Origin of the sequence: Bradyrhizobium sp. SHOUNA76, from assembly GCF_023006445.1 — a bacterium.
In the GTDB taxonomy this organism is placed as follows: Bacteria; Pseudomonadota; Alphaproteobacteria; order Rhizobiales; family Xanthobacteraceae; genus Bradyrhizobium.
In genome coordinates this window covers 1-25,064 of the sequence record NZ_JALBHA010000045.1, presented here as the reverse complement: position 1 = coordinate 25,064, position 25,064 = coordinate 1, and the positions used below count along the sequence as shown (strand labels likewise).

At 63.3% G+C, this 25,064-nt stretch carries 21 protein-coding genes; 16 read left to right on the top strand and 5 right to left on the bottom strand.

Features of this window, described 5'->3' with window-relative positions; translation table 11 throughout:
• The 6 genes from MOV74_RS08860 to MOV74_RS08835 all read left to right on the top strand — a co-directional run.
• Window positions 1-494 (top strand): ABC transporter ATP-binding protein (locus tag MOV74_RS08860; protein WP_246920243.1); only part of this gene is annotated, 494 nt, incomplete at its 5' end.
• A 494-nt stretch (window positions 495-988) separates the two neighbouring features.
• Window positions 989-1,504 carry a hypothetical protein gene (locus tag MOV74_RS08855; protein WP_246920236.1) on the top strand — a complete coding sequence of 172 codons (516 nt, stop codon included), beginning with the start codon at window positions 989-991 and terminating at the stop codon, window positions 1,502-1,504.
• 309 nt (window positions 1,505-1,813) lie between these two features.
• A complete protein-coding gene (locus tag MOV74_RS08850) occupies window positions 1,814-5,143 on the top strand; it encodes an adenylate/guanylate cyclase domain-containing protein (protein WP_246920233.1) in 3,330 nt (1,109 codons plus the stop codon).
• 309 nt (window positions 5,144-5,452) lie between these two features.
• Window positions 5,453-6,733, top strand: coding sequence for an HlyD family efflux transporter periplasmic adaptor subunit (locus tag MOV74_RS08845; protein ID WP_246920230.1), 1,281 nt, complete (start codon window positions 5,453-5,455; stop codon window positions 6,731-6,733).
• Between the two features lie 12 nt (window positions 6,734-6,745).
• Entirely contained in the window at window positions 6,746-8,938 is a 2,193-nt protein-coding gene (locus tag MOV74_RS08840) for a glycosyltransferase (RefSeq protein ID WP_246920228.1), read from the top strand.
• A gap of 170 nt (window positions 8,939-9,108) precedes the next feature.
• On the top strand, window positions 9,109-11,013 hold the full coding sequence (locus tag MOV74_RS08835) for a diguanylate cyclase domain-containing protein (RefSeq protein WP_246920222.1): 1,905 nt from the start codon (window positions 9,109-9,111) through the stop codon (window positions 11,011-11,013).
• A gap of 31 nt (window positions 11,014-11,044) precedes the next feature.
• Here MOV74_RS08835 and MOV74_RS08830 read toward each other — a convergent pair whose 3' ends face one another.
• Window positions 11,045-12,268 (bottom strand): polyhydroxyalkanoate depolymerase, encoded by a 1,224-nt coding sequence (locus MOV74_RS08830; protein WP_246920209.1) that lies wholly within the window; start codon window positions 12,266-12,268, stop codon window positions 11,045-11,047.
• Window positions 12,269-12,421: 153 nt separating this feature from the next.
• On the opposite strand from MOV74_RS08830, the gene MOV74_RS08825 reads away from it, so the two are divergent.
• Window positions 12,422-13,078 (top strand): glutathione S-transferase family protein, encoded by a 657-nt coding sequence (locus MOV74_RS08825; protein ID WP_246920197.1) that lies wholly within the window; start codon window positions 12,422-12,424, stop codon window positions 13,076-13,078.
• A 280-nt stretch (window positions 13,079-13,358) separates the two neighbouring features.
• Here MOV74_RS08825 and MOV74_RS08820 read toward each other — a convergent pair whose 3' ends face one another.
• Entirely contained in the window at window positions 13,359-13,583 is a 225-nt protein-coding gene (locus MOV74_RS08820; protein ID WP_246920196.1) for a hypothetical protein, read from the bottom strand.
• Window positions 13,584-13,769: 186 nt separating this feature from the next.
• On the opposite strand from MOV74_RS08820, the gene MOV74_RS08815 reads away from it, so the two are divergent.
• Entirely contained in the window at window positions 13,770-14,126 is a 357-nt protein-coding gene (locus MOV74_RS08815; protein WP_246920190.1) for a hypothetical protein, read from the top strand.
• Window positions 14,127-14,135: 9 nt separating this feature from the next.
• On the opposite strand, the gene MOV74_RS08810 is transcribed toward MOV74_RS08815, so the two are convergent.
• Window positions 14,136-15,239, bottom strand: coding sequence for a mandelate racemase/muconate lactonizing enzyme family protein (locus MOV74_RS08810; RefSeq protein WP_246920184.1), 1,104 nt, complete (start codon window positions 15,237-15,239; stop codon window positions 14,136-14,138).
• A 168-nt stretch (window positions 15,240-15,407) separates the two neighbouring features.
• On the opposite strand from MOV74_RS08810, the gene MOV74_RS08805 reads away from it, so the two are divergent.
• The 5 genes from MOV74_RS08805 (at window position 15,408) to MOV74_RS08785 (ending at window position 20,368) form a co-directional block, all read left to right on the top strand.
• Window positions 15,408-16,253, top strand: a complete 846-nt coding sequence (locus MOV74_RS08805) for an AraC family transcriptional regulator (protein WP_246920181.1) — start codon at window positions 15,408-15,410, stop codon at window positions 16,251-16,253.
• Between the two features lie 136 nt (window positions 16,254-16,389).
• Entirely contained in the window at window positions 16,390-17,316 is a 927-nt protein-coding gene (locus tag MOV74_RS08800) for an SMP-30/gluconolactonase/LRE family protein (RefSeq protein ID WP_246920179.1), read from the top strand.
• Between the two features lie 116 nt (window positions 17,317-17,432).
• Complete coding sequence (locus MOV74_RS08795; RefSeq protein ID WP_246920176.1) at window positions 17,433-18,026, top strand: GNAT family N-acetyltransferase; 594 nt, start codon at window positions 17,433-17,435, stop codon at window positions 18,024-18,026.
• Between the two features lie 16 nt (window positions 18,027-18,042).
• A complete protein-coding gene (locus MOV74_RS08790; RefSeq protein ID WP_246920174.1) occupies window positions 18,043-19,689 on the top strand; it encodes a GMC family oxidoreductase in 1,647 nt (548 codons plus the stop codon).
• A 136-nt stretch (window positions 19,690-19,825) separates the two neighbouring features.
• Window positions 19,826-20,368, top strand: a complete 543-nt coding sequence (locus MOV74_RS08785; protein WP_246920171.1) for an REP-associated tyrosine transposase — start codon at window positions 19,826-19,828, stop codon at window positions 20,366-20,368.
• A 980-nt stretch (window positions 20,369-21,348) separates the two neighbouring features.
• Here MOV74_RS08785 and MOV74_RS08780 read toward each other — a convergent pair.
• Both MOV74_RS08780 and MOV74_RS08775 read right to left on the bottom strand, forming a co-directional pair.
• Window positions 21,349-22,191 carry a MoxR family ATPase gene (locus tag MOV74_RS08780; RefSeq protein ID WP_028152332.1) on the bottom strand — a complete coding sequence of 281 codons (843 nt, stop codon included), beginning with the start codon at window positions 22,189-22,191 and terminating at the stop codon, window positions 21,349-21,351.
• Window positions 22,192-22,284: 93 nt separating this feature from the next.
• Complete coding sequence (locus MOV74_RS08775; protein ID WP_246920168.1) at window positions 22,285-22,530, bottom strand: GlsB/YeaQ/YmgE family stress response membrane protein; 246 nt, start codon at window positions 22,528-22,530, stop codon at window positions 22,285-22,287.
• Between the two features lie 123 nt (window positions 22,531-22,653).
• Here MOV74_RS08775 and MOV74_RS08770 point away from each other — a divergent pair, with 123 nt between their 5' ends.
• From MOV74_RS08770 to MOV74_RS08760, 3 genes are all read left to right on the top strand, one after another.
• Window positions 22,654-23,829, top strand: coding sequence for a VWA domain-containing protein (locus tag MOV74_RS08770; RefSeq protein WP_246920165.1), 1,176 nt, complete (start codon window positions 22,654-22,656; stop codon window positions 23,827-23,829).
• 132 nt (window positions 23,830-23,961) lie between these two features.
• On the top strand, window positions 23,962-24,375 hold the full coding sequence (locus MOV74_RS08765; RefSeq protein WP_246920162.1) for a rhodanese-like domain-containing protein: 414 nt from the start codon (window positions 23,962-23,964) through the stop codon (window positions 24,373-24,375).
• A 127-nt stretch (window positions 24,376-24,502) separates the two neighbouring features.
• The coding region (locus MOV74_RS08760; protein WP_246920158.1) for a sulfurtransferase at window positions 24,503-25,064 on the top strand (562 nt) is incomplete at its 3' end.

Sequence of the window (25,064 nt, the reverse complement as noted above, 5' to 3'; positions counted from 1 at the left end):
CTGCGCGCTTTCCGCACGAATTCTCCGGCGGCCAGCGCCAGCGCGTCTGCATCGCGCGCGCGCTCTCGCTCGGGCCGAAACTGATCGTCGCCGACGAGGCGGTCTCGGCGCTCGACGTCTCGGTCAAGGCGCAGGTCGTCAACCTGATGCTCGACCTTCAGGCCAGCATGGGCCTTGCCTATCTCTTCATTTCCCATGACATCGCGGTGGTCGAGCGCATGAGCCACCGGGTCGCGGTGATGTATCTCGGCGAGATCGTCGAGATCGGCCCGCGCGCGTCCGTGTTCGGCAATCCGCAGCATCCCTACACCAGGAAGCTGATGGCCGCCGTGCCGGTGCCCGATCCGGCGCGCCGGGGCACGCGGCGCGAAGTCTCCAACGACGAGATCACAAGCCCGGTGCGCGCGCCGGACTATCAGCCGCCGGTCCGGCAGTATCGTGAAGTGTCGCCCGGGCACGTCGTCCAGGTCTGGGGCGAGGAGTGGTCGGCCTGAGACGCGCAGGGTGCGATGCGTTTCCCGTGACGTGGCCGAACCCATGAGTTGACGTGCACGAAATACGCAAGCGTGGATAGATCTGACATCGGCGAAACGCCGGACAACTGGTGAACTAACGGCGCCCTTCAGCTCCCGCTCCTGCGCTCCCGGGTATCGTGACAATGCAGATTTGTCCTCCGGAAATTGTGACTGGATGGAGCGGCAGGGAACCGCGGTATGTGAACCGCCTCATACTCCATCACTCTTTTTTCGAGCTATCACTCCCCCAAGAAATTGCCGCACCCCGAAGCTGACCGACAGGCACGGGTGAGATGCAATGCCTGCGCAGCCGCGTGCTCGCAGCTTTGGATTGGCTCTCGTCTTGCTCACGAGCAAGCCAGCCCCATCACTCACAGATCTTTCTGAAATTGGAATCACGGGCATCGCGAAACGCGTTCACGCAGCTTCTGTTCGAGGTCGGCCGGTAGGCTGCTACTTACGAGGAGCCCCCAATGAAGATCAGCAACCCGATTTCCAGCGCATTTTCTCAGACAAAGCACGCCGGCAATCTTCGGATCGCCCGTTCCAGTCTTATCAAGACGGCCCATCTTCTTGAAAGAATTGGACTTGCGGCCGTTGGGGCCTCTTGCGGCCTCTACGTGGGTGCGACCCTGCTGCGTCAGAAAGGCGGCCTTTTTGAAAGCGGCTGGATCGTGCTGCTGACGATGTTCTACGGAGCTCTCAGTTATTATGTCGGAATCGATTTGTCGCGCAGTGTCGCGCGGAAATCGATTGCGAGCACCTCGGAGGAATACAACGGATCCGAGGCGGCTGAGCTCATGAGTGCAGCCGGAACGTTCGGCGCGGCGATCGCAGCAACTCTGTCCGTCAGCATCCTTGTCCTTGATCAAAACCTTCCCAACGGGCTGATCGGCTTTGTTGCCGGCTGTTGGGTGGTTGGTTCTTCGCTTCAAGTCGTGGCGGGAACGATGGCGCGCAACCACGAAGTGCCCATGGACAGGGAATGAAGGCTGCTGTGCTCACGGAAGGCGTCCGCTCGGTGTCGTGACGTGAGCACAAGCCCAGTGCCGGATTCAGCTTGAGTGAGTGGCTGACGGCCTCGCAACCTTTGTCGTCCAACGCGGCGTGCAGACGATTTTGAGTAGCGCGGCCGCTCGCATCGAGCAATGTCGCCGCCTCGAAGCGGTGCAGGTACCGAGCAACCGAAATTGTCGCGCCGCAAACAAGACGTGCCATCATGATGGCGTTGGGATATTGTCCCCGCGCGCCGTGGTCCAAAACTCTGCGAACCGCCAACCACACGATCGGTGGAGCCAATGCAGATTGCGGAGTGGCTCGATACGTTGGGGCTTGGGCAATACGCCGAGCGTTTTGCCCAAAATGGGATCGACATGGGCGTCCTTCCCGAACTGATGGACGACGACTTCGAAAAGATCGGCGTCCTGCTCGGCCATCGTCGCAAGATGCTTCGCGCTATCGCCGATCTCGATCCAGCCGCGTTGATCGCATCGCGGGCGCCTCCTCATGACGCCGAGCGGCGTCACCTCACCGTGATGTTTTGCGATCTGGTCGGGTCGACTGCGCTCTCGGCGCGTCTTGATCCCGAGGATATGTGGGAAGTGATCCGGGCCTATCGCGCCGCCTGCGCAAGGGTCATTTCCGCCTATGACGGCAGCATAGCCAGGTTCGTCGGCGACGGAATACTCGTCTATTTCGGCTATCCGCGCGCCCACGAGGATGACGCGGAGCGCGCAGTGCGCGCGGGCCTCGACGCCATCTCTGCGATGAGACAGCTCAAGACGAGCGGCGACGAACGGGTTGAGCTGCGGATCGCAATCGCGACCGGGCTCGTGGTGGTCGGCGACCTCATCAGCGGAGATGCGTCAGAGGAGCACGCAACGGTCGGCGACACACCAAACCTCGCTGCCCGGCTCCAGAGCCTGGCGGAGCCGGGAGCGGTCGTCGTTGCCTCGTCGACGCGCCGGCTGCTCGGTGATCTCTTCACGTTTCGCAACCTCGGTCGCCGCGAGGTCAAGGGGATATCAGAACCCATCGCAGTCTGGGCGGTCGAGGGAGCGGCCGCATCGGAAAGTCGCTTCGAGGCGGTCCATGCGGCGCGCTCGATCGGCTTTGTCGGCCGCAAGGAGGAGATCGAACTCGCGCTCTCGCGCCAGCTTCTGGCATGGCAGGGGCAAGGGCAGATGGTGCTGATTTCCGGCGAAGCCGGCATCGGCAAGTCGCGCATGGTCGCAACGCTGTCCGAAAGCCCCGCGTTGGGAGTGCACCGCCGGGTGCGATATCAGTGTTCGCCCTACCACACCAACAGTGCGCTTCATCCCTTTGTCGCGCAGCTCGAGCGCGCGGCCGGCATTTGCTCGCACGACACGCCCGGGCAAAAGCTCGACAAGCTCGAGGCGATGCTGGCGCTTGGAACGCAGCAGGTCGCCCGGGCGACAGCGCTCATTGCAGCACTGCTTTCGATCCCAACCGACGACCGTTACCCGCCGCTCGGTCTGAGCCCGGCGCAGCAGCGGCGACAGACCTTTGCCACCCTTCTCGATCAGCTTGAGGGATTGGCGCGAGAGCAGCCCCTGCTGATTGTCTGCGAGGATATGCATTGGGCCGATGCCACGACTCTTGAACTGTTCGATCTCACGGTCGACCGGATCCGGAGACTGCCGATACTCGTGCTCATGACATCGCGGCCGGAGTTCGAGCCCTCCTGGTCGGGCCTTGGCAACGTCAGTCTGTTGCGGCTCGACCGGCTCGATCGGCAGGACACGCGGGCGCTGGTCGAGCAGGTGACTATCGGTCGCCAGCTGCCACGCGAGATGATGAAGCAGATCATCGACAGGACGGATGGCGTCCCGCTATTCGTCGAGGAATTGACCAAGATGGTGCTGGAGTCCGGATGGCTCGTCGAAGGTGCCGGGCGCTATCGCCTCGAGAGTCCGCTCCCGCCGCTGGCCATTCCCGCGACGCTGCAGGATTCGCTGATGGCGCGGCTCGACCGGCTGGCGCCGGTCAAGGAGGTGGCGCAGATTGGCGCCGCCATCGGCCGCGACTTCTCGTACGCGCTGCTGAGATATGTGGCGGGACGCGATGATCTGACGCTGAGCGCTGCGCTGGGGCAACTCGAAGAGGCCGAACTGCTGGTGTGTCGCGGGACACCGCCCGAAGCAAACTATAGTTTCAAGCACGCTCTCGTTCAGGAGGCGGCCTACGAGAGCCTGCTCAAGAGCAAACGGCAGGTGCTTCACACCCGCATCGGCGATGTCCTGCGCGAAAAGTTTCCGGTCGTGGCCGAGACTGAGCCGGAAGTTCTGGCGCACCACTTCACTGAGGCTGGGCTGAACGAGGTCGCCCTCGAGTGGTGGCGCAAGGCGGGCCAGCAGGCGCTGAAGCGCTCGGCCTATTCCGAGGCAATTGCGCATCTCGGCAAGGCGATTGCCATCGCCGATGAGTTGCCTGATGAGCCTCATCGAATGATGAGCAGGTTGAATCTTCAAATCGCATATGGCCGCGCGTTAAGGGGTGGCCTCGGGCATAGCGCCCCCGAAACGGTCGCTGCATGGACGCGCGCCCGGCAGTTCGCGGCCGACATCAATGATCCGGTTGAACTTGCGCCGATCCATTCCGGCCTCTTCAATGCCTGCCTGACCCACGGCGAACTTGCTCCGATGCGGGAGCTGGCGGACGCCATTATGAGTGCCGCGGAGCGACGACCAGACGCGGCAGTGGCCGCCGTCGTTGCGCATTGGACGGGCGGCGTCACCTGCTGGTTCGGGGGCGACTATCTGAAGGCGAGAACGCATCTCGAGCAGGCACTGGCGATCTATGGTGCCGAGCCGGATCCCGCGACGTTCAGGCCCTCGGCGCTGGATCTGCCGTTCGTGATCATGAGGTTTCTTGCTCTGGTGCTCTGGCCGCTTGGCAGCATCGCTCGCGCGCGCCGGCTCGCCGCCGAAGCGGTGAGCGCTTCAGGAGAAAAACGGGCGCTTTCCCAGGCCAATGCGCTCGTTCATCGCGCTGTGTTCGACGGGCTATGCGGGGGCCTGTTGCAGCAAACGGATACTATCCTGGCGCTCGGCCTTGCGCGCGACCACACGATGCCGCTGTATGTGGCCGCCGGTACCTACCTGAATGGCCTGGCCAACTGGCGTGCCGGCGACCGAATGGCCGGACTGACGGAAATGCGTCGCGGATGGACCATGCTGCGCGAGAATGACTGCTACCTCTGTGAACCGTTTTGGGGGATGCAGGTCGCGATGGCGGATGCAGAGGTGGGCCAGCTCGAAACCGGGCTGGACATCTTGAGCGAATTGATCGCATCGGCGGGACAATCCGGTCAGCATTGGCTTGATGCGGAGCTGCATCGCGTCCAGGGCGAGCTTTTGTCGCGTCATGACCCTCCGGACGGTTCCAGCGCCGAAAATGCCTTCAACCGAGCGCTGGAAATCGCACGACACCAGCAGGCGAAGACTTTCGAATTGCGCAGCGCCCTTGGACTTGCGCGCCTGCACAAGGCAAATGGCCGAGCCGGCGCGGTTTTCACACTGCTCGCTCCCGTCCTCGCTGAATTCGACGTGGAGCGAAATCTTCCCGAAGTCGAAGAAGCGGAGAAGCTGCTTCGGAATGGGCGTTAGCCGCGCCGCCGTTCGATCGGCGCCAACGGCGCGCCGACTTCAAGCGGGAATAGGTCGGCATCCTGGTTCCTCGATTCGGGAGCCGTAGTCTTCCGGTTTTGACACATCTTAACCTAATGTGGTGAAAGCTAGATATGCTTCTCTTGGTTGCGAACGCGACCCTGCTGCGGTGACGAAACCTGATTTCGGCTAGCAGCAATGTTGGCGGATTGCTCCAGGCGCAGACGTCATCCCAACACCGGGCCATGCGCCGATTGGCTTGCCTTCGCTGGGCAGACGCAGCGACCAAAGCCTATTGGAGATCCAGTCGTGGCTCGCTTGCACGTCGAACGTTTCATTCGCAGCCGGATTGTTCGCCGATCCCTAGCGCTCGGGATCATCGCTCTGAGCGGATGGGCCCTGTTGCCGTATGTGACCTACCGAATCGCTCCCTCCGCCTATGTCAATGCCGAGCTCATGCGGGTGACTGCACCAATGGCGGGTCAGCTCTCGTCAGATCTCCCACGCAAGGGTGAATATTTCCAGCGCACCCGGGTGGTGCCGCTGGTCGAGGCGCGTTCGCCGGATCGCCGGCATCTCATGGACCTTGATCAGCAGCTTGCCATGTCCACCAAACGCGCCGAGCTTGCACGTCGGCAACTCGAGGAAATCGCCGAGCTCGATCGCAAGCTCCGCGAGCGCAGCGAAGACTATCGTTTGGGGATGGTGGCGCGGCTGAGCCACGAGATCGGCGAAACGCAAGTTGAAAAAGGTGGCTGTCTCGCCGAGGCGCGGCAGCGGAACGATGTCGCGGGCCGGATGGAGAAGCTCGTGAAGCTCGGCATCAGTTCGCAGATCCGCTCCGGCGAGGCCCAGGCTTCTCAAGAGGCAACCGCAACGCGGTGCCAGATGGCCGATGAACGCCTGCAGCGCCTCAAGACCGAATTGGGGGCGGCTGAGAAGGGCATCTATCTTCGTGGCGATGCCAATGATGTGCCCTATTCGCAGCAGCAGCGCGAGCGGCTTGTCCTCCGCCGCCAGGAGCTCGAGACAGACCTGTTGCAGAACAGCTCACGTGCCGCGCAGCTGGCCGCGGAGATCGCAGAGGAACGCACTCGACTTGATCGTCTCGATCACTACGATCTGTCCTTGCCGGCAGCTCATGTAGTCTGGTCGGTGGCGGCCAGCCCGGGCTCGATGGTCACGGAAGGGCAATCGGTCTTCGATTTTGCAGATTGCGAACGCCGGTTTATCGTTGTTGAACTCCCCGAGCGCGATTTCGAGAAGATCAAGGCCGGAGATGCGGCTACCGTCCGCCTGATTGGGAGCCGCGAATGGAAGACCGGCCAGATCCGGCAAGTCCGCGGATCGGCAGCGTACGGCGATGATCGGCTGCTTGCGGCTCGGGTGCCGCGGCCTGATCCGGGCAACATTACCGTTGAGATATCGCTTCCGTCCAATGAGACGTTGGCCGACCGCAACGGCTCCTGCGATATCGGACGGTTGGCTGAGGTGCGCTTCGAGCGCAGAGCCGACGGCCTGTTACGGTTGGTCAGCTCGAAGCTGAAATGGCTGACCGCTCGCCTGGAGCTCGACCAGTCGTCCCTGTAAGCGAGATGTTCCATGCAGGCCATGACTCTGCCTCTCTCTCAGCTGTTTGCGCCGATGCTGGGCATCTTTGCGGCGATGTACCTGTTGGCGCCGACCTTTCCAGTCGCGCGCCTCTGGGCCCGTGTCGCGGTCTTTGTCGTGGTTTGGCTTGTGGTCGCCCGCTATCTCGAATGGCGTATTTTCGCCACCGTGCTGCCGGCAAGCGGGACCTGGTATCAGGTCGGCTGGATCTGGTTCTGTCTGTTCGTCGAGCTTCTGACCTTCACAGATCAGTTCATTCTCTATCTGACTTTCCTTCGCAGGACCGATCGCCGCAGCGAAGCAGATCAGCACGAGCGTCGGCTGCGCAGCCTGCCGGATGACGAGCTGCCCGCGGTCGACGTCTTTATTCCGACCTATGACGAGCCAATCGAGGTGCTGGAAAAGACGATTACGGGCGCGTTGTGTCTGGACTATCCAAACTTCCAGGTATGGGTCTTGGATGATGGTCGCAGGCCTTGGCTCAGAGAACTCTGCACGCAAAAGGGCGCCGGCTATCTCACGCGCGCCGACAACTTGAATGCCAAGGCCGGCAATATCAATCATGCGCTGACGAAGACGAGCGGCGAGTTCTTCGCGATCTTTGATGCGGACTTCGTGCCGCAGCGCAATTTCCTGATGCGCACGACGGGCTTCTTCGCTGATCCAAAGATCGGAATCGTTCAGATCCCGCACACCTTCTACAATGAGGACCCGATGCAGGCGAATCTCGGCTTGCACAGGGGGCTGCCGGACGAACAACGGTTCTTCTTCGATGCCATCATGCCCGCGCGCGACGGCTGGGATGGTGCCTTTTGTTGTGGTTCCAACTCCGTCACGCGTCGCGCAGCACTCCGCGCGGTGGGCGATGCCTTGCCGACCCAGTCCATCACAGAAGACATCCTGCTGACGCTGGTCCTGCTGCGCAAGGGATACGTCACTCGCTATCTTCGCGAGCCGCTGGCGATTGGATTGGCGCCGGAAAGCCTTGACGCCTTTTTCGTGCAGCGGCAACGCTGGGCGCGTGGCGCGATCCAGACGCTGTATCTCGCCGCCGGCCCGCTCGGACCCGGACTGGGCTTGATGCATCGGCTCCTCTTCTTTCCTGCGCATTGGCTCTCTATGGGCCTGCGGGCGCTCGCGGTCGTGGTGGTTCCGATCGTGTTCATGTGGACTGGCCTCGCGCCTGTCGTCGACGTCACTCCCGAGTCGGTCTTCTATTACTTGTTCCCCGCGATTCTGGCGCTTAACGGCGGTATCTCCTGGTTCGCGCCGCACGAGCACTTTCCGCTCGCCGCTCAGGTGTCGGCGACTATCCAGAGCTTCAAGATCCTGCCGACGGTGCTCGAGACTCTCGTCAAGCCGACGGGGCATGCGTTCAGGGTGACGCCCAAGGGAGCTGCTGCGCGACGCGCAAGCTACGCCGCGGAGATATTCTGGCCGTCGGCGGTTCTGATGGCGTTGACGGTCGTCGGTGTGGTCCTGAACACGATCCCGGAATGGCGGATCATCGATCATCCGGCGGCTCTACCGATGGTCGCCTTCTGGTCGGTCGTGAACATCGTCGTGCTTTTCTTCGTCTGCATGACCTCGCTGCAGGCGCGGATGGGACGCACCGAGGAGCGTTTCGATGCCGATGAATCAATCTTGATCCAAACCGAGTCCGGCGAGCGGCTTTCTGGGCGCATGAGCAACATCTCCCTCTCTGGCGCCGGCGTTCTGCTCGGCTCCGGCATTGACTATCCTCGCGCTGGAGAACCGCTACGGGTGCACATCGTGCAGGTGGGTTGGATCGACGCGACGGTCGTGCAACAAAGAGGCCAGCTTGTCGGGGTGCAGTTCCATTTGCCGCAGTCGCTTGAACGAGACCTGCTGATCCGCAAGCTCTTTACCGTCGCCCGTCTGAGGGGGAACGGTGTCATCGCGCGCTCGGTGAACAGGGCGATGCTTAAGAACATCTGGTCAATGGCCGCGCCGTTGCCCCACATTGTTACGCGCGGCGCGAAGCCCGCGTCGTTTTCGCCGACCGAGCGCCTGCCGGCAGAGAGCCTGGTGATTCGGCCTCAACGGCGGATCGACGACTTGGCACATCTTGCCGGAGTTCGAAGCCTGCATCCGACGAGTTTTAGTGAACCTGGCTTTGGCCGAGTGGCCGGCACAGTGCTCAAGGCCGTCAAGCTGAGCTGATTGCTGTGTTGTCCTTCTCGTCCGACCAGTCCACGGGATATCGATCGACGGTCAGGCCGCTCATCGATGCCGTCGGTCTCCTTCCGGTGCCCTGCCAAAAAACTCAACCGGAGCGAGCAACCATCCCTTGGCCCAAGGCGTTTGCGGATTGAGGGTGGAGGGAGCATCTGTTGATCGATCACCGCAGCGATCTTCGCCTAGGGCGTCTCACGTTCTGGGTCTCGGCATTCGTGGCGGTTGCCTGCTTGGCGCTCGTCGCGCTCAGCGGTTGGCGGGAGTGGTCCTCGCGAGTGACGGTCCTGAAGGCCTCCGAAACGGACATGGCCAATCTGGCCCGGTCGGTGACGCAACACGCGGACGACACGTTCGAACTCGCGGACACCGTTCTAAATGTGTTGGTTGGCCAACTCGAGCTTGAGGGAACCAGCCCGGCGGCAATCGCCAAGATTCAGACCTTTCTTTCCCGGCGCAAGGCCGCGAATCGGATCCGCGCCGTGTTCGTCTATGACGAGACCGGCCGCTGGCTCGCAACCAGCGAGCCTGTGAATTTCGCCGGTCTCAACAACAGTGACCGAGAATATTTCCAGCATCATCGCGCCGTGGCTGACCCGGGAACCTTCATTGGGTCTCCAGTGAGGAGCAGGTCGAGCGGGCAATGGATCATCACCGCCTCAAGGCGCTTCAATCATCCTGACGGCAGTTTTGCCGGAGTGGCTCTTACGACGATCGATGTCGACTATTTTCTGCAGTTCTATCGCGGATTCGACGCTGGCCAGAACGGTTCGATTGCACTGGCGACCGCGAAAGGCGTTATCCTCGCGCGTAGCCCGGACAACGGCTATACGGGCCGCGACCTGTCGAGTGCTCCGCTTTTTAGAATAATCCGCGAGCGGCCGACTGCGGACGTCTACTACTTCACGTCGCCTCTCGACGGCGTTCGGCGTCTGAGCTTTTATCAGCTGAGCAGTCGGTACCCTGTTCTCGTGGTTGCCACGGAATCGGAAGACGACGTCTTGGCGCCCTGGCGCAGAGCGGCGCTGACGCGCATGGTTGCGGTGCTGGGACTGATAGGAGGGCTCGCTGTTGCGGGGCTCTTCCTGGTGCGCCAGTTGCACCTGCGGCAAAAGATGGCAGCCGCCCTGGTCGCCAAGGAGGCGGATTTTCGCCTCCTCGCGGAGCAGTCGGGAGACATGGTCATGCGCATAGCGGTCGATGGACGGATCCTCTATGCGTCGCCGTCCAGCGCGCGAGTTCTCGGCTGGGCTCCGAACCAGTTGGTGGATACGTCGGCCTTCGCCGGCATAAATCCCGCGGACCTGGCCCGGGTTGAGCAAACGATCTCCGCGTTGGGGAACGGCGAAGCCGAAGAGGCTAGAATCACTTATCGCGCTCGGCATCGCGAGAAGGGCGAGGTCTGGATCGAAACCGCGCTGCGCGTCGCCAGGAGTGTGCAGAGCGGAGACATCAACGGCGTGGTGGCGATCTCGCGCGACATGACCGAACGTAAGGATCTGGAGGATAAGCTGGCGGCTCTCGCCAGTTCGGATGGCCTGACGGCCTTGGCAAACCGCAGACACTTCGACGAGCGGCTAGAGGCGGAATGGGACCGGGCCAGGCGCGAAGGAACGCCTCTGTCAATGTTGCTGATGGACGTCGATCATTTCAAGAGTTTCAACGATCAGTACGGGCATCAGGCGGGCGATGCTTGTCTCCGCTCGGTCGCCGGGGTCCTGGCGGAGCAGGCCAGACGGCCGGCAGACGTAGCCGCCAGGTATGGTGGCGAGGAATTCACCTTGCTGCTACCAAATACCGACATGGGGGGGTGCGAGCAGGTCGGCGAGCGAATCCGGCAAGCGATTCAGGACCTCGGCATCCTGCACGCGCTCAACCCGCCATCCAGGCAGGTCACCATCAGTATTGGCGGCGCCACACATGTGTCGTTCGGCGACAAGGCGGATTGCACGTCGTTGATTGCGGCTGCGGATAAGGCGCTCTACGCCGCCAAGGAGAGCGGACGCAACCGCGTTGTGATGTCAGGGCAAGTCGTCGCGTGGCCCGGCTCGATACGGGCTTGATAAGTAGCCCTGGCGCGCCGCGGCGTGCGCCTCACGAATTCACGTGCACGAAATCGCGCAGCAGCGGATAGATCTCGTTGTTCCAGCGCTTGCCCGAGAACACGCCGTAATGGCCGACGCCGGCCTGCATGTGGTGCACCCTGCGATAGGCGCGCACGCCGGTGCAGAGGTCTTGTGCCGCCAGCGTCTGGCCGATCGAGCAGATGTCGTCCTTCTCGCCCTCGACCGTCATCAGGCCCATGCGGCCGACGGCCTTGGTGTTCACGGGACGGCCGCGATGCATCAGCCTGCCTTGCGGCAGGAGGTGCTCCTGGAACACGTCGCGCACGGTCTCGATGTAGAACTCGGCCGGAAGGTCCATCACGGCGAAATATTCGTCGTAGAAGGTCTTGATGGTCGCGGCCTTGTCCTTCTCGCCCTTGGCGATGTGGTTGGCGAGATCCATGTGCTGCTTGATGTGGCGCTCGAGGTTCATCGAGACGAAGGCGGTGAGCTGCACGAAGCCGGGATAGACTTTGCGCAGGGCGCCGCGGCACTGCACCGGCACATAGTTGATCAGGTTCTGCTCGAACCATTCGATCGGCTTGCTCTTGGCGAAGTCGTTGACCCTGGTCGGCTGGATCCGCGTATCGATCGGTCCTGCCATCAGCGTCAGCGTCGCCGGCCGCGAGGGATGGTTGTCCTCGCACATGATCGCGGCCGCCGCGAGCGCCGACACCGACGGCTGGCAGATCGCGACCATGTGCGGGCGAGGGCCGAGCTGCCCCAGGAAATCGATGAGATGCTCGGTGTAGTCGTCGAGCCCGAAGCGGCCCTTGCTGCGCGGAATGTCGCGCGGATTGTGCCAGTCGGTGATGTAGACGTCGTGGTCCTGGAGCAGCGTCTGCACGGTGCCGCGCAGCAGCGTAGCGAAATGGCCGGACATCGGTGCCACCAGCAGCATGCGCGGCTGCTCCGACACGCCGTCTTTCCTGAAGTGCAGCAGCGAGCCGAACGGCGTCGCGTAGGCGATCTCCTCGGTGACGGCGACTTCCCGATTTCCAACCATGACGCTGTCGATGCCGTAGGCCGGGCGGTGATAGGTGAGGGTCGAGCGCGAGATCAGCTCCAGCGCCGCCGACAGCCGGCCGACGACCTGATCCGACATGCCCTGCGGCGCCAGATTGAGGAATCTGAGCGCGGACGAAGCCCCCGCGCGCCACGGCGCGGTCAGGTCCATGTGGTTCTGAAAAGCCTGATAATACATCGACATCATACTGAAGCGCCCACCCCTTCCGCAGGGCTATGCAATAACGACGCCAAACGACAGCCGGACCCGCCGCGAAATTGGCACGTCGCTTGCTGTTACGTCACGGCAAGCACAGGGCCGTCCGCGAGCCGGCGGAGGCGGGGAGCAGGGAAGGGCCATATGGCAAAGGCGACACTGACCATCAGCAGCAAGAACTATTCGTCCTGGTCGCTGCGCGGCTGGCTGCTGGCGAAATTCTCCGGGCTCGATTTCGAGGAAATCGTCACCGCGCCGGACGATGCGTCGGCGCGCGCCGAGATCCTGCTGCTGTCGTCGTCGATCCTGGTGCCGTGCCTGCGGCATGAGGGGGCGGTAGTCTGGGATACGCTGGCGATCGGCGAATATCTCAACGAGGTGATGCCGTCAGCCGGCCTGTTGCCTGATAACCGCGTGCAGCGCGCTCATTGCCGCTCGATCTCTGGCGAAATCCATTCCGGCTTCACCACGCTGCGTGCCTCGCTGCCGGTGAATCTGAAGGGACGTTTCCCCGGCTTCAAGATCTGGTCGCGGGCGCAGGCCGACATCGACCGCGTCTGGTCCATCTGGCGCGACTGTCTGGCGGTATCGGGCGGCCCCTTCCTGTTCGGGGCGCAGCGCACCATGGCGGATGCGATGTACGCGCCGGTGGTGACGCGCTTCGTCACCTACGACGTCAAGCTGGAGCCGCTGCTGAAGGCCTATGCCGACACCATCATGGCAATGCCCGAGATGCACGAATGGATCGCGGCAGCAAAGGAGGAGCCGGCCGAGATCGAGGAGCTCGAGGTCGAATATTAGGCAGGCCTGGCGCGGCCTTGCCTGTTTCGGGGGCGGGACCGGTCGCGGCGGTGCGAGACAGCTATGCCCTTGTGAGGATTAACCTTTGGCGCCCGTTGGCGGTCGATGCCGTTGGCCGCGCCGCACAGATATTGTACACGGCCGGGCAGCCGCATCGACATCTAGCCGTGAACAGCTGCGTACACGGCGTTTCGGCTGATTCGGGCGCGATTCGTTCGGGCCGCGTTCCGTTAGTTAAGGTGGAGCGCGGCGCCGTTGCATTTTGGAACAGATATGGGCGTCAGGCGGCCCCGCGCTGCCTCACGCGCGGCAGGCGCCAGCCGATGACGGTGGCTTCGACCGCAATGCCGGCTTCGTTGTTCTCCCAGCGTCCCTCCACATAGCGGCAGGCGAACGGCAATTGATACGTCCCGCTGTGGTCCTCGCACAGCACTTCAAGCGCAAGGCCCGGCGGTGGTTCTCCGGCGCCGTCGAATTCCGCCAGTCGTCTATCGCGCGTTGCCATTCGAAAAATCTCCCCTAAACAAAGCCGCGGAAAGAGCGCCCACTATCTTCCGCCTGCGGATCATCGTTCCCCGTCCGAGGGAACGGGCGCAAGCTCAACGCGAGAATGCGGTACGAGTGTGGTAGCCTCACCCGGCTGTGCGCAAACAGCGCACATTGACGTGATCGATCGGACGAGGAACCTTTCATGCTGCTTCGAAACGCCGGCATTTGTTTCGCGATATTGCTGCTCGCAACGCTGGCGAATGCCCCGGTGCACGCGCAGGACGTGCCCGGCATCGAGATCTGCACGGTCGAGAAGACCATGGAGCGGCGCACCAGCTGCCTGCAGAGCAATGTCGACTTCCTGCAGAAGACGATCACCAAGCTCAACCTCGATCACCAGCAGAAGCTGGACGCCGCGGGTCGCCAGATCGACGCGTTGAAGACAGGCATCGCCGGCCTGCAGAAGACGCTCGGCGATCTCCAGGCCGCCCAGGCGAAGACGGCCGAGGATCTGAAGAAGAAGCAGGACGCGCCGCCGCCGAAGGACGCTGCGAAATAAGCCCGCCGGTCACGTCACGCGATATCGCTCCATCACGCCGCGATCAGGCTCATAGCCGAGCCCGGGTCCTGTCGGCACCGCGACATGGCCGGTGGCATCGCTATCCGCGCGGCCGCCCCAGAGACACGCTTCGCGTTTCAGATAGAACATCTCGACGAGCCCGTCGTCGCGCGTCGCGAGCAAGTGCAGTGTCGCGAGCAGCCCCGGACCGAAATACGGGGAGTGCGGGACGATCTTGACGCCGAGCTGATCGGCCAGCGCCGCGACCTTCAGAAATTCGGTGATGCCGCCGACTTTGGTCACCGACGGCTGGGCGTGGCTCACCGCGCCCGCCTCCATCATCTGGCGGAATTGATATTCCGTGCAGGCATTCTCACCGGCGGCGATGTCGAGCCCGCCTTTGCTGCGGACCTCGGCGAGCCCTGCGAAATCCTCCGGCGGCCACACCGGCTCCTCCAGGAACATCGGTCGCGCGTCCCGGCAGCTTGTCGCGAACGCGATCGCCTGCCCTGGGGTCAACGGGCAGTTCATGTCGACCATCAGCGGAATGTTGGGGCCGATCGCCTCGCGCGCGGCGAACACCGCCGGCGCCGTGGTCTCGTGCAGCTTGATCGCGCCATAGCCGAGCGCGAGCGCCTTCCGGCATTCGGCCGCGATGTTGTCGGGTGAGCCGATCCGCAGCAGGCTCGCGTAAGCTGGAATGGCCGTGCGCCTGGTCTCGCCGAGCAGGCGATGCACCGGCACGCCCTCGACCTTGGCAGCAAGGTCCCACAGCGCGATGTCGAGGCCGGAGATCGCGAACATGGTGATGCCGTAGCGGCCGAACAGATGCAGGTTGCGCTGGATCTGCTCCATCACGGCGGGGATGCCGGCCGCATCGGGCACCTTCAGCCCGCGGGACTGCGGCGCGATCATCTCCTCGACGGCACTGCGCGTGGTGCGCGGGCAGACATAGGCGAAGGCGTCGCCCCAGCCGGTCAGCCCGGCATCGGTGGTGACCTCGACCAGCACCATGTCCAGGGCCGTGATCGCGGAGGCGCCCTGGCGGAAGCTCGCGACGCCGGCGTCATAGGGGATGCGGATATGGTGCGCCCGCACATCGGTGATTTCCATGGCGCGGTTCCCCTTTCTCGTGAGCGGTTCGGGGGAGTTTAGCCACGAACGCCAAGGCGTTGCCAGTGGCCATTCCCGGACTATCCTCCCGCGCGGACAGCAACGCCGATCAAGCGACGCGGCCGCATGCCGCGCATCATGACTGCGCTTCGAACGAGGACGACCGCCATGAACCCAGCGCAGCGCGCGCTCTGGTTTATCGAGAGCCATCTGGCCGAGCCGATGACGCTCGACGAGATCGCTGCGATCTCGGGCGTGTCGCGGTTCCACATCGTGCGTGCGTTTGCCGCAGCCACCGGGCTTCCGGTGATGCGGTATGTGCGCGCGCGGCGGCTGACGGAAGCTGCGCGCAGTCTTGCAAACGGTGCGCCCGACATCCTGTTGCTGGCCCTGGAGGCGGATTACGGCTCGCACGAAGCATTCACCCGCGCGTTCCGCGACCAGTTCGGCACGACGCCCGAAGCTGTGAGGGCGGAAACGTGTGTGAGCCACCTCAAGCTTCAGGAGCCGATCCTCATGGATTCCACCATGCTCGACCATCTCGCCCAGCCGCGGTTCGAGACCGCAAAGGCCTTCCTCGTCGCCGGTCCCACTGAGCGCATCGCCTGCGACAACGGCGCCATGATCCCCGGCCTATGGCAGCGCTTCCACCAGGAAGTCGCCGACATTCCCGTGCGCGTTGGCCAAGGGAAAAATCAAGTCGCCTATGGTGTTTGCTGCAACGGCGATGATGCCGGCAATTTCGATTACATCGCCGGTGTCGAGGTCGCCGATTTCTCGGACCTGCCGCGCCGCTTCGGCCGCATCCGCATCCCCGAGCAGCGCTACGCCGTCTTCACCCACACCGATCACGTCGCCTCGATCCGCCGCACCGTCAACACGATCTGGAATCAGTGGCTGCCGGCATCCGGTTTGAAGGCCGCGGACGCACCGAACTTCGAGCGCTATGACCAAAAGTTCGATCCGGCGACCGGAAATGGCGGCTTCGAGATCTGGGTGCCGGTGAAGGAGTAGCACGCAACGCTGGCATACCGTCCGCCTTGCTTGGCAAGCCCCAGCGACTTTGTCATAACCGCAGGCAAATCTTGCCTGCGGGGCCCGTGCCGGACATCCCGTGCAAGTCATAACAAGCAGCCGGGAGGGTCCCAAAATGTCTGACGTCCGCGTTCTCGCCACCGACCTCGAATTTCCCGAAGGGCCGGTCGTGATGCCGGACGGCTCGGTGGTGCTGGTGGAAATCCGCGGCCAGCGCCTGACGCGCGTTTACCCCGACGGCCGCAAGGAGGTCGTCGCGAAAATTCCAGGCGGCCCGAACGGCGCCGCGCTCGGCCCCGACGGCAAGATCTACATCTGCAACAATGGCGGCTTCTCCTGGATCCCGACCCGCAACATGATCATGCCGGGCCCGCAGCCCGACGATTATCTCGGCGGTTCGATCCAGCGCGTCGACCTGCAATCCGGCAAGGTCGAGACCGTCGCGACCAAGTGCGGTGCGCACGATCTGCGCGGACCGAATGATCTGGTGTTCGACAAGCAGGGCGGCCTCTGGTTCTCCGATCTCGGCAAGCGCCGCGCCCGCGAGATGGACGTCGGAGGAATGTATTATCTCAAGCCCGGGATGACCGAGCTCGTCGAGATTGTGCACGGCGTTCTGCCGGCCAATGGTATCGGGCTGTCGCCGGACGAGAACATTGTCTACATCGCGGAGACGCCGACCGGCCGGCTCTGGGCCTACGAGCTCTCGGAGCCCGGCACGCTCAAGCCGCGCGATCCGATCTATCGCGGCGAGCGGGGCAAGCCGATCTCCGGCCTCGGCGGCTACCAGATGTTCGATTCGCTCGCGGTCGAGGCCGGCGGCAATGTCTGCGTCGCCACCCTCGTCTCCGGCTGCATCTCGGTGATCGCACCCGACGGCACCCTGGTCGAGCAGGTCCCGACCGGTGACCGCGTCACCACCAACATCGCCTTCGGCGGCCCCGAGCTGAAGACGGCCTACATCACGCTGTCCGGCAAGGGCGAGCTCGTCGCCATGGACTGGCCGCGCGGTGGTTTGCCTCTCAATTTCCTAAACAAATAAACGGTGCTAGTTACCGTCATTGCGAGCGGAGCGAAGCAATCCAGGAATGCCTCTGCGGAGATGGTCTGGATTGCTTCGTCGCTTCGCTCCTCGCAATGACGTAAGGAGAGACTTCAATGCCCTGGCCCGACCCCGTCACCCTGCGCGGACAGCACGCCCGTCTCGAACCGCTGTCGCATCAGCATCGTGAGGCGCTGGTCGAGGCCGTGAAGGACGGCGAGCTGTCAAAGCTCTGGTACACCGCGATTCCGCTGCCGGAGAACATGGGCAAGGAGATCGACCGTCGCCTCGGCCTGCAGGCCGCGGGCTCGATGCTGCCCTTCACCGTGTTCGACGCCGACGGCAACGTCGTCGGCATGAGCACCTATATGAACATCGATGCAGCCAACCGCCGCGTCGAGATCGGCTCGACCTGGTATGGCAAGAGCGCGCAACGCGGCCCGCTCAACACCCAGTGCAAGCTCCTGCTGCTGCGCCATGCCTTCGAGACGCTGGACTGCATCGCGGTCGAATTCCGCACCCACTTCTTCAACCATCAGAGCCGCCGCGCCATCGAGCGCCTGGGCGCCAAGCAGGACGGCATCCTGCGCAGCCACCAAATCGCGCCGAACGGCACGCTGCGCGACACCGTGGTCTACAGCATCACCGCCGCCGAATGGCCGACGGTGCAGGCGCATCTGGAATTTCAACTCAACGACAAGCCGCGCTAGGTGCGGCCGAGGGACCATGGATAGATTTGACTATGTGATCGTCGGCGCGGGCTCCGCCGGTTGCGTGCTTGCCAACCGGCTCAGCGAAGATCCGAACGTTAGCGTTTGCGTGCTGGAGGCAGGGCCGAGCGACTGGCACCCGTACATCCATCTGCCGGCGGGTTTCATCAAGACCTTCCACATGAAGAGCATCAACTGGGCCTACCAGCAGGAGCCGGGGCCTTACACCGGCGGGCGCAGCATCTACGCGCCGCGCGGCAAGACGCTCGGCGGCTCGTCCTCGATCAACGGCCACATCTACAACCGCGGCCAGCGCATGGATTTCGACACCTGGGCGCAGATGGGCAATCGCGGCTGGGGCTATGCCGACGTGCTGCCCTACTTCAAGCGGCTGGAGAAGCGGGTCGGCGAGGGCGAGGACACCTATCGCGGACGCGAGGGCAACCTCACCGTGACGACGATGGAGTGGCGCGATCCGCTTTGTGAAGCCTTCATGGAAGGCGCGGTCTCGCTCGGCATTCCCCGCAATCCCGACTACAACGGTGCCAAGCAAGAGGGCGTCTCCTACTGCCAGCGCACCATCGACAAGGGCCTGCGCGTCTCCGGCTCGACCGCGTTCCTCAAGCCCGCGATGAAGCGGCCCAACGTGCATGTGCACACCCATGCGCATGCGACCGAGATCATCTTCGAGGGCAAGCGCGCCGTCGGCGTGCGCTACGCCAAGGGCGGCCGCGGCGGCACGCCGGTGGAAGTGCGTGCCAACAAGGAAGTGATCCTCTCCGGCGGCACCTATAATTCGCCGCAGCTGCTGCAGCTCTCCGGCATCGGCTCGCCTGATTTGCTGCAGCAACACGGCATCGCCGTGCGTCACGCGCTGCCGGTCGGCGAAGGCCTGCAGGATCATTACGCGCCGCGCACGGTGGCGCGGGTCAAGGACATCAAGACCATCAACGAGCTTCGCCGCGGCTTCTCGCTGTGGATCGAGGCGCTGAAATGGGCGACCGCGCGCCGCGGCCTGCTGTCGCTGTCGCCGACCATGGTCTATTGCTTCTGGCACTCCGGCGAGAGCGCCGACTCATCCGACCTCCAGCTCACCTTCACGCCGGCCAGCTACAAGGAAGGCGTGCAGGGCCAGCTCGAGGACGAGCCCGGCATGACCGTCGCATCCTGGCAGCAGCGCCCGGAGAGCCGCGGCTATGTCCGCATCCGCTCGCCTGATCCGTTCGCGCCGCCGATCATCCAGACCAATTATCTCGACGCCGAGCTCGACCGTCGCGTCATCGTCGGCGGCATGAAGCTCGCGCGCAGACTTCTCAAGTCCGCGCCGCTGTCGCCCTATTACGCCTACGAGGATTTCCCCGGCCCCAACATCAACACCGACGACGAGTTTTTGGCCGCCGCCACCGAGCGCGGCACCACCACCTTCCACCCCGGCTGCACCTGCCGCATGGGCCCGGCAGACTCGACGTGGGCCGTGGTCGACGACCAGCTCCGCGTGCATGGGCTGGAGGGGCTGCGCGTGATCGACGCCTCCGTCATGCCGCGCATGATCTCGGCGAACCTCAACGCCTCCACCATGATGATCGCCGACCGCGCCTCGGACCTCATCCGCGGCAAGCAGCCGATGGAAGCCGCAAGGATTCCGGACACGGCGGTGGCGTGAGGCGATCTTCGTAGGATGGGTAGAGCGAAGCGAAACCCATCATCGTGCCGCGTTCGCTGAAGCACGATGGGTTTCGCTGCGCTCTACCCATCCTACAAAATTTCGATGTTTATCTTAAGTTGTGCTACCACGATGCATGACCTCCTATAGGCGCAACTTCGTCCCCGGCGGAAGCTTCTTCTTCACGGTCAATCTCGCAGACCGCCGACAATCGCTCTTGACCGTGAACATCGACCTGTTGCGTGCCGCCTTTCGCGAAATCCGCCAACGACACCCCTTCACGATCGATGCGATCGTGGTGTTGCCGGAGCACCTTCACACTGTCTGGACAATGCCGGATGGAGATGCCGATTTTGCAATGCGTTGGCGGCAGATCAAGTCAGCCTTCTCCCGCAACCTGGCTCCTGACGAGCCAGTCTCAGCCAGCCGCGCCGAAAGAGCAGAGCGCGGCATCTGGCAACGCCGCTACTGGGAACGCACCATCCGCAACGAGGAGGATTACGCCCGGCATATCGATTACGTGCACATAAATCCCGTCAAGCACGGACTGGTCAATCGGGTCCGCGATTGGGCGCCATCGTCCTTTCACCGCCACGTGGAGCTCGGTATCTACCCGCCGGATTGGGCCGGCGATCTGTCGGGATATGACGACGGTGCACAATTCGGGGAGCGGAGTTGAAGGGACGTAGTTTGTAGGATGGGTAGAGCGCAGCGAAACCCATCATCGTGCGGCGTTCGTGGAAGCAGGATGGGTTTCGCTGCGCTCTACCCATCCTACAAGATATCACTCCGCTGTGTCGCCGCCTCGTCAACCCCTCCCCGCAAAAATATTCCACTTTACCGAAATTCGGATTTGCGGCATAGATCGAGCCAGCCCGGCCCGACGAAGAGGGGCGGTTCGCGAGTCGTTCGAAACGCGGGCCGGGTTGCGGTGGACGCGGCAGCGTCGTGTGCGAGAGGCGTGGGCAGGGCGGGTAGTCCCTGTGAGCCCGAGGCTTCGTGCGGACGAGCGGCGCTGAGCGCGTACGGCAAAACCGTGTGGTCCTGGCCGTCGTTGCTACGGTCAAGCCGGTCGAAGATGCGCGCGAGCCCAACCGGGTGGACGGCATCGTCCAATTCGAGCGGCGAGGGAGGCCAGAAGGAAAGTTCGGCTCCCGGGAGAGCACGGCATAAGCCGTCCGACCATCGCGCAGGGAAGGCCGAGTGATTGGCGCCACCTGTATGCTGCTGTGCGGTTTTTCTGCGCGTGCGTTTCGCGCAGCAGACCGCGGGTGCGAGGTCAGCACCCGGTCTTCCCTGCACCCTCTTTGATTAAAGAGGGTGAAAGATGAAGCAAAGCTCGGGTGGTTCAAGCCGCGAGGCTGCGAAGGCGTGTCTGCAATTTGAGCTGCGTGTTGAAGGATGGCGATCCCGCCCCTTGCTCCGTCATGGCGAGGAGCTCGCGACAAAATTGCGAAGCAATTTTGCGCTGATGCGACGAAGCAATCCAGAATCCCTCCGTGGAAAGATTCCGGATTGCTTCCGCCTTCGCCAAAGGCTTCGGCGGACAAGTGGCTGCGCTCGCAATGACGGGATCGGGGAGGCTGCTTGCGCCGAATGGTGGGCACGGCGCTTTGCGCCTTTGCCCACCCTACGGCACCTTGCGTTACGCGAAAAGCCTCACACTTCCCTTCGGCTCAAGAACGCCAACCGCTCGAACAGATGCACGTCTTGCTCGTTCTTGAGCAGCGCGCCGTGCAGCGGCGGGATCAGCTTTCGCGGATCACGTTCCCTCAGCTGCTCGACGCTCATGTCCTCGTTGAGCAGCAGCTTGAGCCAGTCGAGAAGCTCGGACGTGGACGGCTTCTTCTTCAGGCCGGGCACCTCGCGCACCTCGAAGAAGATGCGCAAGGCTTCCTCGACCAGGCGCTTCTTGATGCCGGGGAAGTGGACGTCGACGATGCGGCCCATCGTGTCCGCGTCGGGGAACTTGATGTAGTGGAAGAAGCAGCGGCGCAGGAACGCGTCCGGCAGCTCCTTCTCGTTGTTGGAGGTGATCATCATGATCGGGCGCTGCTTGGCCTTGATCGTCTCGCCGGTCTCGTAGACATGGAATTCCATGCGGTCGAGCTCGAGCAGGAGGTCGTTCGGGAATTCGATGTCGGCCTTGTCGATCTCGTCGATCAGCAGCACCGGGCGCTGCTCGGCGGTGAAGGCCTCCCACAGCTTGCCGCGCTTGATGTAGTTCCTGATGTCGGAGACGCGCGCATCGCCGAGCTGGCTGTCGCGCAGGCGCGACACCGCGTCGTATTCGTAGAGGCCCTGCTGCGCCTTGGTGGTGGATTTGATGTGCCAGGTCAGGAGCGGCGCGTTCAGCGCCTTCGCCACTTCCTCCGCCAGTACCGTCTTGCCGGTGCCGGGCTCGCCCTTGATGAGGAGCGGGCGCTCCAGCACGATCGAGGCATTGACGGCGACCTTGAGATCGTCGGTCGCAACATAGTCCTTGGTGCCGGTAAATTTCATCGCGCGTCCTTGTTGGTCGTCGTCCCAGGCAATGCCTCGGTCACGACAAGCGAACGGCCGCTCGCGGCGGCCGTTCCTGGTTCGGTCAGGCTTTCAGACCCGTTTTACCAGCGAAAGGATGACGAGCACAATCACCGCGCCGATGGTGGCGTCCACAATGGCGCCGACCGTGCCGGTGGCGAGCTGGATGTGCAGCTGCGGCAGCACCCAGCTTGCAACCAGCGCGCCGATGATGCCGACGACGATGTTGCCGACCAGGCCAAATCCCGCCCCGTGGACAATCTTGCCGGCAAGCCAGCCGGCGATCGCGCCGATGATGAGCGCTGCGAGAATTCCCATTGCAAACGTCCCCCAAAAACCCCGTGAGGGCGCCAATTCTAGAGCAAAAAGCACCCGGGTCCAGCACCGTGCGATGGCCTCCGCCCCCTTGACGTTCGTCCCCCGACGGGCAATCTGTCACCCATGTTCCTGCAATTCTTCACCTCTCTGCGCGACGCGCAGGTCCCCGTGACGCTGCGCGAATACCTCACGCTGGTGGAGGCGCTCGACGCCGACCTTGCGGACTATTCGGTCGAGAATTTCTACTATCTGTCGCGCACCGCGTTGGTGAAGGACGAGCGCAACCTCGACAAGTTCGACCGCGTCTTCGGCACGGTGTTCAAGGGGCTGGAAAACCTGCTCGACGCCATGGAGAAGGCGGAGATCCCCGAGGAGTGGCTGAAGAAGCTCGCCGAGAAGTATCTCACCGAGGAAGAGAAAAAGCAGATCGAGGCCATGGGCTGGGACAAGCTCATGGAGACGCTGAAGAAGCGCCTCGAGGAGCAGAAGGGCCGCCACCAGGGCGGCTCGAAGTGGATCGGCACCGCCGGCACCTCGCCGTTCGGCGCCCACGGCTACAATCCCGAAGGCGTCCGCATCGGCCAGGAGAAGAACCGCAACAACCGCGCCGTGAAGGTGTGGGACAAGCGCGAATTCAAGGACCTCGACGGCAATGTCGAGCTCGGCATCCGCAACATCAAGGTGGCGCTGCGCCGCCTGCGCAAGTTCGCGCGCACCGGCGCGCCGGACGAGCTCGATCTCGACACCACAATCCGCGAGACCGCCAATCACGGCTATCTCGACGTGCACATGCGCCCCGAGCGGCGCAATGCGGTGAAGCTGCTGGTGTTCTTCGACATCGGCGGCTCCATGGACGCGCATATCGAGCAGGTCGAGGAGCTGTTCTCGGCGGCGAAGAGCGAGTTCAAGCACATGGAGTATTTCTACTTCCACAACTGCCTCTATGAAGGCGTGTGGAAGCAGAACAAGCGCCGCTTCACCGACCGCACGCCGACCTGGGACGTGCTGCACAAATACCCGCACGACTACAAGGTCGTGTTCGTCGGCGACGCCTCGATGTCGCCTTACGAGATCATGGTGCCCGGCGGCTCGGTCGAGCACGTCAACGAAGAGCCGGGCTCGATCTGGCTCGACCGCATCATCCGCACCTATCCGCATTCGGTGTGGCTGAACCCGGTCGCTCAGAAGCATTGGGACTATTCGGAATCGACCACCATCATCAAACGCATCTTCGCCAACCGGATGTACCCGATCACGATCGAGGGGTTGGAAGGCGCGATGAAGGAACTGACGCACTAGCTTCCGCCGTCATTCCGGACGGCCGCAAAGCGGCCGATCCGGAATCTCGAGGTGGAGTGCGATGATCGAGGTTCCGGGTTCGCTCGCTTCGCGACCGCCCCGGAACGACGGAAGAGAAGAAGGGAAAACCACATGCCCCAAAACATCACCCGCGGCATCAAGGCGCTGATCGACGAGGCCAATGCCGAGATCGAGACGCTCAACGCCAAGGACGCCATCGAGATCTCCAAGAACGGCGACGTCGTCATCGTCGACATCCGCGACCCCCGCGAGATCGAGCGTGAGGGGCGCATCCCCGGCGCGTTCGCCTGCACCCGCGGCATGCTCGAATTCTGGATCGATCCGCAGAGCCCGTATGCAAAGCCGATCTTCCAGGAGGACAAGAAGTTCGTCTTCCACTGCGCCGGCGGCTTGCGCTCCGCGCTCGCGGCCAAGACCGCTCAGGACATGGGGTTGAAGCCCGTCGCTCACATCGCCGGCGGCTACGCCGCCTGGCGCGACGCCGGCGGCCCCGTGGAGAAGTGGGAGCCGAAGAAGAAGGGGTGAGCTCTATCGTCATTCCGGGGCGCGACGAAGTCGCGAGCCCGGAATCCATTCATCCACCGACACTGCCGCGCGATGGATTCCGGGCTCGCGCTGCGCGCGCCCCGGAATGACAAAGGAAACGCATGCAATGACCACCGACCCCCTCGTCTCCACCGATTGGCTCGCCGCCCATATCAACGATTCCAACGTCAAGATCCTCGACGCCAGCTTCAAGCTGCCGGGCGTGCTGCCGCTGCCGAAGGACGATTATCTCGCCGCGCACCTGCCCGGCGCGGTGTTCTTCGACGTCGATGCGGTGTCGGACCATTCCAACCCGCTGCCGCACATGTATCCGAGCGCCGAGCAATTCGGCCGTGACATCGGCAATCTCGGCATCGCAAATAGCGACACCGTCGTGCTCTACGATGCCGGCGGCTGGGTTGCGGCGCCGCGCGCGTGGTGGATGTTCCTGGCCTTCGGCCACGGCAATGTGCGCATTCTCAACGGCGGTCTGAAGAAGTGGCGCGCCGAAGGGCGAGCGATCGAGAGCGGCGAGGTGAAGCCGAAGCCGGCGAGCTTCAAGGCAAGCTATGATCCAAAGCGCGTGCGCAGCATGCAGCAGCTCATCGCCAACGTCGAAAGCCGCGCCGAGCAGGTGATCGACGCGCGCGCCGCCGAGCGCTTCGAGGGCCGTGCGCCCGAGCCGCGCG